Origin of the sequence: Streptomyces sp. NPDC058685, assembly GCF_042714725.1 — a bacterium.
Taxonomy (GTDB): Bacteria; Actinomycetota; Actinomycetes; order Streptomycetales; family Streptomycetaceae; genus Streptomyces.
The window spans coordinates 26,020-40,734 of the sequence record NZ_JBHXSL010000063.1 but is presented as its reverse complement, the minus strand read 5'-3'; the positions used below and the strand labels follow the sequence as shown (position 1 = coordinate 40,734).

At 69.0% G+C, this 14,715-nt stretch carries 14 protein-coding genes and 1 pseudogene; 10 read left to right on the top strand and 5 right to left on the bottom strand.

From position 1 onward, the window contains the following. Positions 1 to 318: 318 nt before the first annotated feature. The 5 genes from ACFWU3_RS32260 (at position 319) to ACFWU3_RS32240 (ending at position 2,609) form a co-directional block, all read left to right on the top strand. Entirely contained in the window at positions 319 to 894 is a 576-nt protein-coding gene (locus ACFWU3_RS32260; protein ID WP_384444582.1) for a hypothetical protein, read from the top strand. A gap of 14 nt (positions 895 to 908) precedes the next feature. Beyond that, positions 909 to 1,082, top strand: coding sequence for a hypothetical protein (locus tag ACFWU3_RS32255; RefSeq protein ID WP_352210653.1), 174 nt, complete (start codon positions 909 to 911; stop codon positions 1,080 to 1,082). A 120-nt stretch (positions 1,083 to 1,202) separates the two neighbouring features. Continuing rightward, the gene (locus tag ACFWU3_RS32250; protein WP_384444579.1) at positions 1,203 to 1,598 is read left to right on the top strand and encodes a BlaI/MecI/CopY family transcriptional regulator; all 396 of its coding nucleotides are present in this window, start codon (positions 1,203 to 1,205) and stop codon (positions 1,596 to 1,598) included. A 9-nt stretch (positions 1,599 to 1,607) separates the two neighbouring features. After that, complete coding sequence (locus ACFWU3_RS32245; protein ID WP_313944932.1) at positions 1,608 to 2,129, top strand: amino-acid N-acetyltransferase; 522 nt, start codon at positions 1,608 to 1,610, stop codon at positions 2,127 to 2,129. A 144-nt stretch (positions 2,130 to 2,273) separates the two neighbouring features. Then, positions 2,274 to 2,609: an Lsr2 family protein gene (locus tag ACFWU3_RS32240; protein ID WP_313944931.1), complete on the top strand. Its 336-nt coding sequence runs from the start codon at positions 2,274 to 2,276 to the stop codon at positions 2,607 to 2,609. On the opposite strand, the gene ACFWU3_RS32235 is transcribed toward ACFWU3_RS32240, so the two are convergent. Next, the gene (locus ACFWU3_RS32235; RefSeq protein ID WP_384444578.1) at positions 2,588 to 3,178 is read right to left on the bottom strand and encodes an SCO3374 family protein; all 591 of its coding nucleotides are present in this window, start codon (positions 3,176 to 3,178) and stop codon (positions 2,588 to 2,590) included. The two genes, ACFWU3_RS32240 and ACFWU3_RS32235, sit on opposite strands and share 22 nt — an antisense overlap. Before the next feature lie 431 nt (positions 3,179 to 3,609). On the opposite strand from ACFWU3_RS32235, the gene ACFWU3_RS32230 reads away from it, so the two are divergent. Next, on the top strand, positions 3,610 to 6,135 hold the full coding sequence (locus ACFWU3_RS32230; RefSeq protein WP_384444577.1) for an ATP-dependent Clp protease ATP-binding subunit: 2,526 nt from the start codon (positions 3,610 to 3,612) through the stop codon (positions 6,133 to 6,135). Between the two features lie 106 nt (positions 6,136 to 6,241). Here the strand turns inward: ACFWU3_RS32230 and dacB are convergent, their stop codons facing one another. Beyond that, entirely contained in the window at positions 6,242 to 7,852 is a 1,611-nt protein-coding gene (gene dacB, locus ACFWU3_RS32225) for a D-alanyl-D-alanine carboxypeptidase/D-alanyl-D-alanine-endopeptidase (RefSeq protein WP_384444576.1), read from the bottom strand. Positions 7,853 to 8,388: 536 nt separating this feature from the next. Here dacB and ACFWU3_RS32220 point away from each other — a divergent pair. After that, the gene (locus tag ACFWU3_RS32220) at positions 8,389 to 9,081 is read left to right on the top strand and encodes a M23 family metallopeptidase (RefSeq protein WP_384444575.1); all 693 of its coding nucleotides are present in this window, start codon (positions 8,389 to 8,391) and stop codon (positions 9,079 to 9,081) included. Between the two features lie 18 nt (positions 9,082 to 9,099). Here ACFWU3_RS32220 and ACFWU3_RS32215 read toward each other — a convergent pair whose 3' ends face one another. Then, positions 9,100 to 9,660, bottom strand: a complete 561-nt coding sequence (locus ACFWU3_RS32215) for a TetR/AcrR family transcriptional regulator (RefSeq protein ID WP_384444574.1) — start codon at positions 9,658 to 9,660, stop codon at positions 9,100 to 9,102. A gap of 114 nt (positions 9,661 to 9,774) precedes the next feature. On the opposite strand from ACFWU3_RS32215, the gene ACFWU3_RS32210 reads away from it, so the two are divergent. The 3 genes and pseudogenes from ACFWU3_RS32210 to ACFWU3_RS32200 all read left to right on the top strand — a co-directional run bounded on the left by ACFWU3_RS32210 (position 9,775) and on the right by ACFWU3_RS32200 (position 12,622). Continuing rightward, positions 9,775 to 11,352: an MDR family MFS transporter gene (locus ACFWU3_RS32210; protein ID WP_384444573.1), complete on the top strand. Its 1,578-nt coding sequence runs from the start codon at positions 9,775 to 9,777 to the stop codon at positions 11,350 to 11,352. Between the two features lie 229 nt (positions 11,353 to 11,581). After that, a pseudogene (locus tag ACFWU3_RS32205) lies at positions 11,582 to 11,932 on the top strand (helix-turn-helix transcriptional regulator); the annotation flags it as partial. Positions 11,933 to 12,184: 252 nt separating this feature from the next. After that, complete coding sequence (locus tag ACFWU3_RS32200) at positions 12,185 to 12,622, top strand: VOC family protein (RefSeq protein ID WP_384444572.1); 438 nt, start codon at positions 12,185 to 12,187, stop codon at positions 12,620 to 12,622. A 65-nt stretch (positions 12,623 to 12,687) separates the two neighbouring features. Here the strand turns inward: ACFWU3_RS32200 and cseC are convergent, their stop codons facing one another. Then, complete coding sequence (gene cseC, locus ACFWU3_RS32195; RefSeq protein WP_384444571.1) at positions 12,688 to 14,004, bottom strand: two-component system sensor histidine kinase CseC; 1,317 nt, start codon at positions 14,002 to 14,004, stop codon at positions 12,688 to 12,690. Next, positions 14,001 to 14,708 (bottom strand): two-component system response regulator CseB, encoded by a 708-nt coding sequence (cseB, locus tag ACFWU3_RS32190; RefSeq protein WP_384444570.1) that lies wholly within the window; start codon positions 14,706 to 14,708, stop codon positions 14,001 to 14,003. The genes cseC and cseB overlap by 4 nt, the downstream gene beginning before the upstream one ends. Positions 14,709 to 14,715 lie beyond the last annotated feature (7 nt).

The window sequence follows — 14,715 nt, the reverse complement described above, 5'->3', positions numbered from 1 at the left end:
TGTCCGGGACGTCAAAGCGCCCGCAACTCGCGCGAAGCGCGGTGAGGACCGCAGTCCCGGACACGACCCCGGAACGGCACCGGGCGCCCACCGGACGACCGGCCGCGCCACAAGCACCCGGGGCCCAGCCACAAAAGCCCGCACCGCGCAGGAGGCTCAGCGTCAAGAACCCGGGCCGAACAGGAGGCGCAGCCACGGGCACCTGGGCGCGACCCCGCACAAACACAGGGGCACGCCCGGGGTGGGTGAATAAACCGATTTGAGCGATTTCGCACGTATCGTCGGTACATGCCCACGCCATACGGTTCCCGCGGCGGCATGGCCTTCAGCGCAGACGAGCTGCGTGTGCTCCGACGCGCCCTCGCCGTTGCCCTCCATCCCGTCCCCCTCCCCGACGAGGACGTCCAGGACTGCCTGCGTCTGGCCGACTCGGTGGACGACGCGTCCCGCGAGGCAGGCCGGCTGCGCGCCTTCCTCCTCGCCGACCTCGGCCGGTACCGCTCCGCGCTCCCCGGGGCCGCGGCGAGCTATCTGGAGCTCCTCCAGGACGCTCTGGCCACCGGCTACGACCCGCGCCCGGAGGACCTCGCCGCCCTGCGCACCCTGCGCGGCAATCCGGTCGGCGTGGCCGTGCTGAATCGCTGTCAGGCGCTCGCCGAGCAGTCCGTACGGGCCAGGCTGGCGGGCCGCTGCACCCCCGCGCCGCGTACGCGTCTGCTCGCCCTCCCCGGCGGCCGTGCCTCCGGGGACGCCAAGGAGCAGCCCCGGCCGGAGCCGAGGAAGCCGCAGCCCAGCAAGCCCGAGCCGGGGGAGCGCCCGGTGCCCAAGCCGTCCGAGGTGTTTCCGCCGCGCCGTCGCCCGATGCCCCCGCCGGAGCAGCTCGCGGCCGGCTAGCTACTCTGGGAGGCATGGACTACGTATCCGCGCTCCTGCCCCCCGTGGTGATGGCCGTCTTCTTCACCGTCCTGGTCGTGACGATAGTCAAGAGCCAGGGCGGCCCGAACAAGGCCAAGGAGGACGCGATCGTGGACGCCGCGATCGCCCGCGCGGAGTCCACCCGGCAGGCCGGCGGAGACGCCTGACCCGCCCCCCACGCAGCACCCGCGCACCCGCGCGACCAGGACGTACGGCAGAGCTCCAGCCGTACGTCCTTTTTGTACGTCATTACCGCTCATTCCTGCTTCTCCCACTATGGTGGCGATGTGCCCCGCCAATTGGGAGACCTGGAAGACGCCGTCATGACACGCGTCTGGCAATGGAACCGGCCGGTCACCGTCCGGGAAGTCCTGGAAGACCTTCAGCAGGAACGGTCCATCGCCTACACGACCGTCATGACGGTAATGGACAATCTCCATCAGAAGGGCTGGGTCCGCAGGGAAGTCGAGGGCCGGGCCTATCGATATACGGCGGTCTCGACCAGAGCCGCCTACTCCGCCGCCCTGATGAACGAGGCGTGGTCGAAGAGCGACAACCCCGCGGCCGCACTTGTCGCCTTCTTCGGGATGATGTCGTCCGAGCAGCGGGAGTCCCTGCAAGCCGCCGTCCGGATCGTTCAGGGCGACGAGGTCGCCGACGGCGGTGCCTCAGCGGGGCGATAGCGTCATGACATGCCTTATGCCCCAGCAAATGCCATCACCGTCCGGCGGGCCAGGACGTCCGATGTGCCCGAGGTCCGCCGTCTCGTCGACCCGTACGTGAGTGAAGGCATCCTCCTCGACAAAGCGACGGTCACTCTTTACGAAGCCATCCAGGAGTTCTGGGTCGCGGAACACGACGAGGACGGCACCGTCGTCGGCTGCGGCGCGCTCCATGTGATGTGGGAAGACCTCGCGGAAGTCCGCACACTCGCGGTTGATCCGGCCCACAAGGGCGCCGGCATCGGGCATCTGGTGCTCGACAAGCTGTTGGACACGGCCCGCTGGCTGGGGGTGCGACGGGTTTTCTGCCTCACCTTCGAAGTGGACTTCTTCGGCAAGCACGGCTTCGTGGAGATCGGTGAGACTCCGGTCGACGGAGATGTCTACGCCGAGCTGCTGCGTTCCTATGACGAGGGTGTCGCCGAGTTCCTCGGGCTCGAACGAGTGAAGCCGAACACCTTGGGCAACAGCCGGATGCTTCTGCACCTGTGATCACCGGCAAGAGCCGGAACCCTATGTCCGAATCGCGCACGTTTCCCGCGTTCTCGAGGTTCTGAACCTCTGCCAAGGGTTTGTGTTTTCCAAGGAAAAGCGGTTTCCTTTCCGCGTACTGCATTTTCGATGAAAGGAAATCCGGTGGCACAGAAGGTTCAGGTCCTTCTTGTCGACGACCTCGACGGCGGCGAGGCGGACGAGACCGTGACGTTTGCGCTGGACGGCAAGACCTACGAGATCGACCTCACCACCGCCAATGCGGACAAGCTCCGCGGTCTGCTGGAGCCCTACGCGAAGAACGGCCGGCGTACCGGCGGTCGCGCCGCGTCCGGCCGTGGCAAGGGCCGTGCGGCCGCGAGCGGCAACAAGGACACGGCGGAAATCCGGGCCTGGGCCAAGGCGAACGGCTACGAGGTCAACGACCGCGGCCGGGTGCCCGCCACGGTCCGCGATGCCTACGAGAAGGCCAACGGCTGAGTAAACGGCCCTGCATTCACCCGCTGCGTATTCCTGCGCAGCAATCGGGCCCGATGGCACTGCGTCGCCATCGAGTCCAGGAGCCGTACGAGATCGGGGCCGGCGCCCCGGCCGCTTCCCGCGCTGCGTCCGAAGGGCGCCAGTGCCGGAAGAGTCGGTTCCACCTCGCGCCCGGGCACGGGGGGCCGCAGCCACACGGCGGCCCCCCGCGAGCCGGGCCATCCGGGCGGCGGCGGGGCGGTCATCCGTCCTCCCGTGCCGGCGGCCCTGAGGTCCAGGGCGATTCCGCCCCATCCCAGCCAGTCGAGCAGTCCGGGCACCTCGTCCGCGCTGCCCGCTGCCACCAGTACGCGCATCCTGTGCCCCATCAGGGCGACAGGGCTCGGCAGGTCCGTGCGGCGCAGTACGGCCGCACCGGCGTCCGCCGGCAGTTCCAGCACGTCGAAGCGCAGCCCGGTGAGCAGCTGCACGGGAAAGCAGTCCGCCGCGGCCCAGCCGAGCTCGGTCTCGTACCACTGGGCGCGGCCGTCGTCGGCGGGCGTGCGGGGGAGCGGGACAGTGAGGGCCATACCCCGGGAACTCCCGGGACGGCCCGTGAGTTACGCAGAGTGTGCGTGCGATCGCACCCGGTGGTGGGATCGGGGGTGTCCGGGCGCACTGGGGAGCGCAAGGTTGTTCGCCCGTAGCTGAGGGAACCGGTGCGCGCCGCATGGAGTGTCAGTGCTTGCGGGTAAGACATTCCTAGTGGGGAGGGGCGACACGCTCGCCAGGCCGTCTCACGTTCGCCATCGGCGTAGTCAAGGTGAGGGTATCTGCCTGGCCTGCGGGAACATCGTCTCGCACCATCGGGTTGGAGCAGTTGTCGGCGTTCAGGGGTCAGGAGGCCACTTACGGGTGTCGGCAGTTGGAATGAGCGGTCCCCGCTTGCGGGACTAAGCTGCGGAAGGACAGGGAGGGGACCGACCCCTTACTGCCTGACCGCTCTGAGGAGCGATTAACGATGTTCGAGAGGTTCACCGACCGCGCGCGGCGGGTTGTCGTCCTGGCTCAGGAAGAAGCCCGGATGCTCAACCACAACTACATCGGCACCGAGCACATCCTCCTGGGCCTTATCCACGAGGGTGAGGGTGTCGCCGCTAAGGCCCTGGAGAGCCTCGGGATTTCGCTCGAGGCGGTCCGCCAGCAGGTGGAGGAGATCATCGGTCAGGGCCAGCAGGCCCCGTCCGGGCACATCCCCTTCACGCCCCGTGCCAAGAAGGTCCTGGAGCTGTCGCTCCGCGAGGCTCTTCAGCTGGGCCACAACTACATCGGCACCGAGCACATCCTGCTCGGCCTGATCCGCGAGGGTGAGGGCGTCGCAGCCCAGGTCCTCGTGAAGCTGGGCGCCGATCTCAACCGGGTGCGGCAGCAGGTCATCCAGCTGCTCTCCGGATACCAGGGCAAGGAAGCCGCCACGGCAGGCGGCCCGGCCGAGGGCACCCCCTCGACCTCGCTCGTCCTGGACCAGTTCGGCCGGAACCTCACCCAGGCCGCTCGTGAGTCCAAGCTCGACCCGGTCATCGGGCGCGAGAAGGAGATCGAGCGGGTCATGCAGGTGCTGTCCCGCCGTACGAAGAACAACCCCGTGCTCATCGGCGAGCCCGGCGTCGGCAAGACGGCGGTCGTCGAGGGCCTGGCGCAGGCCATCGTCAAGGGCGAGGTGCCCGAGACCCTCAAGGACAAGCACCTCTACACCCTGGACCTGGGCGCGCTGGTCGCGGGCTCCCGGTACCGCGGTGACTTCGAGGAGCGTCTGAAGAAGGTCCTCAAGGAGATCCGCACCCGCGGCGACATCATCCTGTTCATCGACGAGCTCCACACCCTCGTGGGTGCGGGTGCCGCCGAGGGCGCGATCGACGCCGCCTCGATCCTCAAGCCGATGCTGGCGCGAGGCGAGCTGCAGACCATCGGCGCCACGACGCTGGACGAGTACCGCAAGCACCTGGAGAAGGACGCGGCCCTCGAGCGCCGCTTCCAGCCCATCCAGGTCGCGGAGCCGTCGCTGCCGCACACCATCGAGATCCTCAAGGGTCTGCGCGACCGGTACGAGGCCCACCACCGGGTCTCCATCACGGACGAGGCCCTCGTCCAGGCCGCGACGCTGGCCGACCGGTACATCTCGGACCGCTTCCTGCCGGACAAGGCGATCGACCTGATCGACGAGGCCGGTTCCCGGATGCGCATCCGCCGGATGACCGCGCCGCCGGACCTCCGCGAGTTCGACGAGAAGATCGCGGGCGTGCGCCGTGACAAGGAGTCGGCGATCGACTCCCAGGACTTCGAGAAGGCGGCCTCTCTCCGCGACAAGGAGAAGCAGCTGCTCGCCGCGAAGGCCAAGCGCGAGAAGGAATGGAAGGCCGGCGACATGGACGTCGTCGCCGAGGTCGACGGCGAGCTCATCGCCGAGGTCCTCGCCACGGCGACCGGCATTCCCGTCTTCAAGCTCACCGAGGAGGAGTCCTCCCGCCTGCTGCGCATGGAGGACGAGCTCCACAAGCGCGTCATCGGTCAGAAGGACGCCATCAAGGCGCTCTCGCAGGCCATTCGGCGTACGCGAGCGGGTCTGAAGGACCCGAAGCGCCCCGGTGGCTCGTTCATCTTCGCCGGCCCGTCCGGTGTCGGTAAGACCGAGCTCTCCAAGACGCTCGCCGAATTCCTCTTCGGCGACGAGGACGCGCTGATCTCCCTCGACATGTCGGAGTTCAGCGAGAAGCACACGGTTTCGCGTCTCTTCGGTTCCCCGCCCGGATACGTGGGTTACGAAGAGGGCGGCCAGCTCACCGAGAAGGTGCGCCGGAAGCCGTTCTCCGTCGTCCTCTTCGACGAGGTCGAGAAGGCCCACCCCGATATCTTCAATTCCCTTCTGCAGATCCTGGAGGACGGTCGCCTGACCGACTCCCAGGGCCGCGTCGTGGACTTCAAGAACACGGTCATCATCATGACGACCAACCTCGGGACCCGGGACATCTCGAAGGGATTCAACCTGGGCTTCGCCGCGCAGGGCGACGTGAAGTCGAACTACGAGCGGATGAAGGTCAAGGTCAACGAAGAGCTGAAGCAGCACTTCCGGCCCGAGTTCCTCAACCGTGTCGACGACACGGTGGTCTTCCACCAGCTGACCGAGGAAGACATCATCCAGATCGTCGACCTCATGATCGCCAAGGTGGACGAGCGCCTGAAGGACCGCGACATGGGCCTGGAGCTGAGCCCCGCGGCCAAGTCGCTGCTCGCCAAGAAGGGCTACGACCCGGTTCTGGGCGCCCGGCCGCTGCGCCGGACGATCCAGCGCGAGATCGAGGACATCCTCTCCGAGAAGATCCTCTTCGGTGAGCTGCGCCCCGGTCACATCGTGGTCGTGGACACCGAGGGCGAGGGTGAGGAGAAGAAGTTCACCTTCCGCGGCGAGGAGAAGTCCGCTCTGCCGGACGTCCCGCCGATCGAGCAGGCGGCAGGCGGCGCAGGCCCGAACCTGTCGAAGGACGCGTAAGCGCCCGAAGGACTGACGAAGGGGCTGCCCCGGACCATCACGGTCCGGGGCAGCCCCTTTTCGTGCGGTGCTCCGGGGCGGCCTGCCGCCCCGGGGGGCCGGGGTGTCAGCAGATCGCCGGCTTCCGCCAGGAGCATTCGAGATCGGCCGGGGCGTCCGAGGCGCGGCGCGGCCTCGGCGCTACGGCTGTGACCGTGTCCTTGGCCGTGTCCGACTTCGCCAGCGTCACCACGACCGCGTCCTCGATGCTCTTCACCGAGGAGGCCAGGTAGTTGTTGAGCACGACGCTGTAGGTGAGCTCACGGCCGGCCGCGTCCTTCACATAGCCGGACAGCGCGGACGCGCCGGTGAGCGAACCGGTCTTTCCGCGGGCGTTGAGCGCGGCGGGGGTGCCGCACATGCGGGTCCGCAGCGTTCCGCCGGTGAAGCGGTCCGGGTGGCAGGCCAGGGGCAGGGAGGCGTACCAGTCCGCGTACCAGGGAGCGTCGCGGACGGACAGGAGCAGGGTGGTCAGCTGCTCGGCCGGGAAGAGGTTCATCCGGGACAGGCCGGAGCCGTCGACCTGGCGCAGCTCCGCCGTATCGACGCCTTCCTGTTTCAGATAGCCGTCCACCGCCGCCAGGCCGGCAGCCCACGTGCCGTGGCCCGACGTCTCCCGGCCCATCGTCTTGATGAGCGTCTCCGCGTGCATGTTGTTGGACAGCTGCATGAAGGGGACCATCAGCTCCCGCAGCGGCATGGACCGGTGGGAGGCGAGCTCCTTCGCGCCGGCCGGTGTGGGCCGGCCCAGCCGGGGCGATCCGGCGACGCGGACACCGTGGCGGGCGAGCGCGTCGGAGAACACCGCTGCCGCGTATCCCGTCGGCTCCCAGACGGTGATCCACTCCTTGGTGGCACCGGCGCCGACGGGGATGTTGCCGCTGACCGTGATCGTGTTGGTGCCGTGCTGCCGCTCGACGGCCAGGGTGTCCGGCTGCCCGGCGGGGACGGTGGTGCCGCGCACGTCGAGACGTACGTAGTCCGTCGGAGGTGTCACCTTCACGCGGGGCCGGGCGCCCGGACGGGAGCCCGGGAGGGCCTCCACGATGACGGTGCCCGAGTCGTAGTCGGTGTCGGGGGCGACCGTGAGGGGTGAGATCTGCGCGGAGTAGTACGAGGACTCGTCGTCCGCCGCCCAGGAGCGTCCGAGCCGCTGGGTGTCGAAGCGGGTGTCGTCGGCGACGAGACGGCCGGTGACGCGTCTGATCCCGGTCGAGGCGACGTCGGCGGCGAGCCGGTCGTAGTCCTGCGCGAGGGCGGTGGGGTCGCCGCTGCCGCGCAGATACAGGTCCCCGCGGAGTGTGGAGCCGTGCCGCGAACCGCCGGCGAGCACGTCGGTGCGGTAGCGGTAGTCGGGCCCGAGCAGCGCCATCGCGGCGACGGAGGTGGCGAGCTTGGTGTTGGACGCGGGCATCAGACGGTCCGCGCCGGTGCGCTGATAGAGCCGCTCGCCGGTGGTGGCGTCGGCGATCACCACGCTCGCGGCGCCCCCGTCCATCCGGGCGTCGGCGAGGATCGTGTCGATGGCCCCTTTGAGGCCGTCGTCCGAGGGCCCGGCTCCGGCGGGCGCGCTCCAGGTGAGTGTGGACGTGAGGATGCAGGCGAGCCCGATGACGACGGGCCGGATCCGGGCGCGGCGCTGTCCGCGGCGGTTCGAGCGAATCACGGGTCTACTCATGGCTCAGGAGCATCCCGGAGGGGGCCTCGCTCGGGAAGGACGCCGAGCGGCCCCGTGGGCCCTCTTTCGAGGGACGTTTTACGGGCGAAACGGGCATATAGGACTTGGCTGTTGGTGTGGCCTGGGCAACATCCGAGGGCTCTGGAGAGGTCCTCGCCCGTGACAAGGCACACAGGCCCATCCGGCTCTACTAGCCGGAATAGGAGCATGGTGCACCGCTCGCGGGGGCCCTTCGGTCCTGGCAGTAGGGGGACCTTCGGCCCATCGGTGGGCGAATGGGGTGGATCCGGGCCCCCTGGGGCCCCCGCTCTGCCCGTACGTGCGGTTAAACCCGTTTTCGAGGGGATATCTCCCCCTGTTTCCGGCGTACTTCTCGATCATGGATGAGGGGTGTCAAGAGTTCGATTCCCGGCGCCGGAGCTACGACGCAATGTCGTAGATGGGGGGTTTGATGCCGGATGAGCGCTTCGGTTACCAATGTGGAGCCAGCCCGGTGCGAGCGTGCCGGGTCCATTCATGCCCGGAGGTTCTCCCGAATGTCGAAGCGCATCAACCACCGTCTCCGCCCGTCCGTGCTCCGTACCCGTGGCACCGTCGTGGCCGCCGGACTCGGCGCCGTGATGGTCGTCGGAGCCGGTGCGGGTGTCGCCTCCGCAGCTGGGGGCACCACTGCGGCGGCGGACCCCGCCACCGCCGTGGCCGCGCAGGCCGGCGCTCAGGCGAAGGCCGCCGCCGACACGAAGGCCGCCCAGGCCAAGGCCGCGAAGGCCGCCGCGGCGAAGGCTGCCAAGGCGAAGGCCGCGAAGAAGGTCGCCTGGGTCAAGCCCGTCGGCAAGTACACGCTGAGCGCGAGCTTCAACCAGGGCGGCGCCATGTGGGCGCACAAGCACTCCGGCCAGGACTTCGCCGTCCCGGTCGGCACCACGGTCAAGGCCGCGAACGCCGGTACCGTCGTGAAGGCCGGCCCGTACGGCGGCGGCGACGGCTCCGCGTACGGCAACGCCATCGTGATCAAGCACTCCAACGGCAAGTACTCGCAGTACGCGCACCTGTCGAAGATCAACGTGGGCGTCGGTACGCACGTGAAGACCGGCCAGGCGATAGCCAAGTCCGGCAACACCGGAAACTCCTCCGGCCCGCACCTGCACTTCGAGATCCGTACGACCCCGAACTACGGCTCGGCGCTCAACCCGGCCTCGTTCCTGCGCAGCGTGGGTGTCACCTTCTGACATCCGCTCCGCGGTACGTCACCCGGTGACGCGGTGGGCCTGGCTCACCAGATCGATCGCGACCTCAAGGACAGCCTGGCGCTTGTCCTCGGGGTCGCCTTCGATCGTCTGGAGGAAGAACATCCCCGCGTGCATCGTGAAGAGCGCGCTGGCGCAGCGGACCTGGTCGGGCAGCGGGGCTCCCGGCTCCTTGATCAGGTCCAGCAGGCCGAGCATGCGCTTCTTGAAGGTCTCGCCGATGCTCAGCTCGCGGACCGCCGCCTGGTTCTCCTGCATGAAGCGGAACAGGGGAGCGGCCCGGGTGAGGGCCTCGCTGTAGCGGCGCAGCAGCTCCTTCTTGGTGGCGAGCGTCTTCGGCTCCGCCTGCGCCCACTCCACGACCTCGTCGATCGGCCTCGTCAGATCCTCGAAGAGGCTGATGACGATGTCTTCCTTGGTCTTGAAGTGGTAGTACAACGCCGCCTTGGTGACGTCGAGCCGCTCGGCGATCTCGCGCAGCGAGGTCTTCTCATAGCCCTGCTCGGCGAAGAGTTCGAGCGCGACGTCCTGGATGCGCTGGCGTGTGTTGCCTCTGGCCATGGTCTCTCCCCAAGAACGCTCAAACTTACTTGACGCCCGGCTAGTGCGAGGTCTAACTTCCCCAGTGTAGTCAGCTAGCCGGGCGGCAAGTAAGTGCGTGGGGGAGTGGAACCGATGGACACCAAAAAGCGGGATCCCGAGGGGCCCGAGGGGAACCGGGGGCGGGTCGCGAAAGAGCCGCGCAGTGTACGAGTCGTGATCCTCGCGCTCATGATCGCCATGCTGCTGGCCATGCTCGACAACATGATCGTCGGCACCGCGATGCCGACCATCGTCGGCGATCTCGGCGGCCTGGAGCACCTCTCCTGGGTCGTCACCGCCTACACGCTGGCCACCGCGGCCTCGACCCCGATCTGGGGCAAGCTCGGCGACCTGTACGGACGCAAGAGCATCTTCCTGCTGGCGATCGTGATCTTCCTGATCGGATCCGTGCTGAGCGGCATGGCCCAGGACATGGGCCAGCTGATCGGCTTCCGGGCCGTCCAGGGCCTCGGCGCCGGCGGTCTGATGGTCGGCGTCATGGCGATCATCGGTGACCTCGTCCCGCCCCGGGAGCGCGGCAAGTACCAGGGCATGATGGCCGGCGTCATGGCCGTGGCCATGATCGGCGGACCGCTGGTCGGCGGCACGATCACCGACCACCTCGGCTGGCGCTGGTCCTTCTACATCAACCTCCCGCTCGGCGCCGTCGCGCTCGCGATGGTCACCGCCGTCCTCCACCTGCCGAAGCGCGAGCGCACCAAGCCGCGCATCGACTACCTGGGCGCGGCCCTGCTGACGGTCGGCATCACCTCGATCGTGCTGGTCACCACCTGGGGCGGTACGGAGTACGCCTGGGACTCCGCCGTGATCATGGAGCTCATCGCGATCGGCGTGGCCGCGCTCACCGGCTTCTTCTTCGTCGAGACCAAGGCCGCCGAGCCGATCATGCCGCTGCACATCTTCCGCAGCCGCAACTTCACGCTGATGTCGGTGATCGGCTTCATCGCCGGATTCGTCATGTTCGGCGCGGTCCTCTTCCTGCCGCTGTACCAGCAGTCCGTCCAGGGCGCCTCGGCGACCAACTCCGGCCTGCTGCTCCTGCCCATGCTGATGTCCATGCTGGTCGTCTCGATGATCGCGGGGCGGGTGACCACCAACACCGGCCGGTACCGCATCTTCCCGATCATCGGCGCCGGACTGATGACGACCGGCCTGTTCCTGCTCGCGCAGATGGACACCGAGACCTCGCGACTCACCTCCGGCGTCTACATGGCCGTCCTCGGCGCCGGTATGGGCTTCCTGATGCAGATCACGATGCTGGTCGCGCAGAACAGCGTCGAGCTCAAGGACATGGGCGTCGCCTCGTCCGCGGCCACCCTCTTCCGTACGCTCGGCAGCTCCTTCGGCGTCGCGATCATGGGCGCGCTGTTCACGAGCAGGGTGAACCACGAGATGTCCGCCGGCGGCAACGCGGACCTCACCGAGCACTCCGCCCAGCTGGACGCGGCCAGCCTGGCCAAGCTGCCGGACCGGCTCCGCGAGGCGTACGAGTTCGCGGTGTCGTCCGGGACGCACGGAGCGTTCCTGCTGGGAGCCTCGGTCGCCGTCCTCGCCTTCGTCGCGGCCTTCTTCGTCAAGGAGGTGCCGCTGCGCGGTGCCGCTCCCTCGAAGGACCCGGTGCCGCAGGACAAGGTCGCGGAGAGCGTCTGATCGTGGTCGGACGCGGAGAGCGTCCGACCGCGACAGGCGCGGCGCGGAGGCTCCGTCCGGCCCGCTGCCCGGCCCGCTGCCCGGCCCGCTGCCCGGCTCACGGCCCCCGGTGTGTGCACACCGGGGGCCGTTGTCAGTGGCGCGTGCCAGCATCGGGGATGTGGACAGCACCACCGCGGCGCCGGCGCGCCTTGCCCATCTGCGGCAGCTGCGCCTCGCCAAGGACGCCATGGACCGCGACTGGGCCGAGCCGCTCGACCTGGACGCGGTGGCCGCGCATGCCGGGTATTCGCGCTATCACTTCGTCCGCGCCTTCAAGGCGGTGTACGGACAGACGCCCGGCCAGTACCTGTCCCGCCGGCGCATAGACCGTGCCGAGGAGCTGTTGCGCTCGGCGAACCTCTCCGTCACCGAGATCTGCACGCTCGTCGGCTTCAGCAGCCTGGGCACCTTCTCCACCCGGTTCAAGAAGCAGACCGGGCTGACCCCGAGCGAGTACCGCGCCAAGCACGTCGGCCGCGGAGCCGCGCTGATCCCCGGGTGCTACGCCCTGCTGTACGCGGGCGGCTTCCCCGGCAGGAAGACCGACACCGGGCCGGTCGAGGACGCCACGGACCCCGGCGGCGGTTCCGGCGAGCCAGACACCGGCTCCGACACCGGTTCCGGCGGGCCCGACACCGACGGGCCCGGCTCCGGCACTGGCTCCGAGGACATATCCGCCGACGGCCCCGGCGACGGCTTCCGCGAGCTGCGCAATTCTGAAGAAGCCGGCTGACCGGGCCGCTGCCTACGGTGACAGGGCAAGCAGGAATCACCCCTCGAGGAGCACCTCATGATCAAAGGTCTCGCCATTTCCACCGTCTGGGTCCTGGACCAGGACCGGGCGAAGGAGTTCTACACCGAGAAGCTCGGCCTCGAGGTCCGTACGGACATGACGATGGGCGAGGGTGGGATGCGCTGGCTGACCGTCGGCGCGAAGGACCAGCCCGACGTCGAGCTGACCCTGATGGTCCCGGACCCGTCGACGATGGACCCGGAAGCGGCCCAGGCGCTGAAGACACTGGTCTCCAAGGGGGTCATGGGCGCGGGTGTGCTGGCCACGGACGACATCCACGGGGACTACCAGAAGCTGAAGGAGCGGGGTGTGGAGTTCCTCCAGGCCCCGCAGGAGCGGCCGTACGGCATCGAGGCGATCCTGCGCGACGACTCGGGGAACTGGTACTCCTTCACGCAGCGGCGCGAGGGCGCACTCGACTTCGACAAGGACTGATCCTGCTAGCAGGGCCCGCGGCAGTGCCCGGCCCCTGATCCGGACGGCAGACCCTGGGCCCAGCCCTAGTCGTCGAGCAGCATCGGGAAGCTGCCCGTGCTCGTCGGCGCGTGCTCGGGCAGCCACAGCACGGCGATCGCGCCGCCCGACTCCCCGAGAGGCGTCGCGCCTCCGGGAGCCGCGTTGCGGAAGGTGAGCCGGGCGCCCAGGACTCGTGCCTGGCCCGCCGCGATCGTCAGGCCGAGACCATGGCCCGTCCCGGCGCGGTCGCTCGCACCCGTGCGGAAGCGGCTCGGGCCCTCGCGCAGCAGCGCCTCGGGGAATCCGGGGCCGTGGTCCCGTACGCGAACGACCCGTCCCTCGACGGTGACCTCGATCGGCGCCTTGCCGTACTTGGCGGCGTTGGTCAGCAGATTGAGGAGGATGCGTTCGAGCCGCCGCGGATCGGTGCTCACCCACGACTCGTGGACGATCCGCACGACCACATCGGGGTTGAGTGCGGCGATCCGGCGGCCGACGAACTCGCCGAGGGCTATCTCCTGGAGCTCGGCACGCTCCGAGGCGCTGTCGAGCCTCGCCACCTCCAGGACGTCCTCGACCAGCGTCCGCATGGCCTGGGCCCGGTCCCGTACGAGCTCGGTGGGACGGCCGGGCGGCAGTAGTTCCGCCGCCGTGAGCAGCCCGGTCACGGGGGTGCGCAGCTCGTGCGCGATGTCGGCGGTGACGCGGCGCTCGGCCTCGATGCGGGCGTTCAGCGCGTCGGTGAGGGCGTCCACGGCCCGGGCGAGCGAGTCGGTCTCGTCGCGCACGAGACCGCCGATCGCGTCCCGGACGCGGACGTCCGTGTTGCCCTGGGCGACGGTCCGGGCCGCCGCCGCGGCCTTGCGGAGCCGTCGCGAGAGCTGCCCGCCGATCAGTACCCCCAGCGCACAGCCGCCGAAGACCACCGACACCGAGCCGATGATCAGCGCCCGGTCCAGGGCCTTCAACACCGCGGCGCTGCGGCCGGCGAACTGGGAGTGCAGGGAGAGCACGTCGCCGTTGGAGAGCGGAACGGCCGCCCAGATCTCGGGCGGCCCCTCGTGGTGGTCCTGCACATAGCTGCCGCGGCGCTTCTCGTGCATCAGCTTCTGGAGCGCCTTGGGCAGCGTGGGATCATTGATCTTGGTGCTGAAGCGCGGGTCCTTGTTCTTGGACGTCTCGTACCAGCGCTGGGCGAGCAGGACGCGCTCCATCTGCACATCGCGTGCGTTGTCCAGCATCGAGACGCGGGCGGCGTTGTGCACGACGAGGCTCAGTGCCATCGCGATGAGCGCGCCGACCGCGGCGATCGCGATGCTGATCTTCCAGCGGACGCCGGTGCGCAGGGCGAAACGCTTCATGCCTTGAGCTTGTAGCCGAAGCCGCGGACCGTTTCGATCCGGTCCTGGCCGATCTTGGTCCGCAAGCGCTGGACATGGACGTCGACCACGCGGGTGTCACCGCCCCAGCCGTAGTCCCAGACGCGTTCGAGCAGCTTGTCGCGGGAGAGCACCGTGCCCGGCGCGGACGAGAACTCCAGCAGCAGCCGCATCTCCGTCGGTGTCAGTGCCACGGGCTCGTCGGCCTTCCGCACCTCCATGCCCTCGGTGTCGATCACCAGCTCGCCGAAGGTCAGCACCGCGCCCTGGCCGTCGCGCCCGCCGGACGCGAGTTCGCCGCCCGCCGCGCCACCGGCATGACCGAAGCGGCGCAGCACCGCGCGGATCCTGGCGACCAGCACCGCGCCGTCGAACGGCTTGGTGACGTAGTCGTCGGCGCCCGCCTCCAGACCCAGCACCACGTCGATCGAGTCGGCCCGCGCCGACAGCATGATCACCGGGACGGTCGACTCGTCGCGGATGCGCCGGCACAGGCTCACCCCGTCGAGTCCCGGCACCATGACGTCGAGCAGTGCGATGTCCGGCCGGTTCGCGCGGAAGGCATCGAGGCCGAGCAGTCCGTCGGGCATGGCGGTGACGACGAAGCCGTCGCGCTCCAGGGCCAGCTGGGTGGCCTCACGGATGACGTCGTCGTCCTCGACGAAGAGGACATGGGTGTCGGCCATCCGCTGC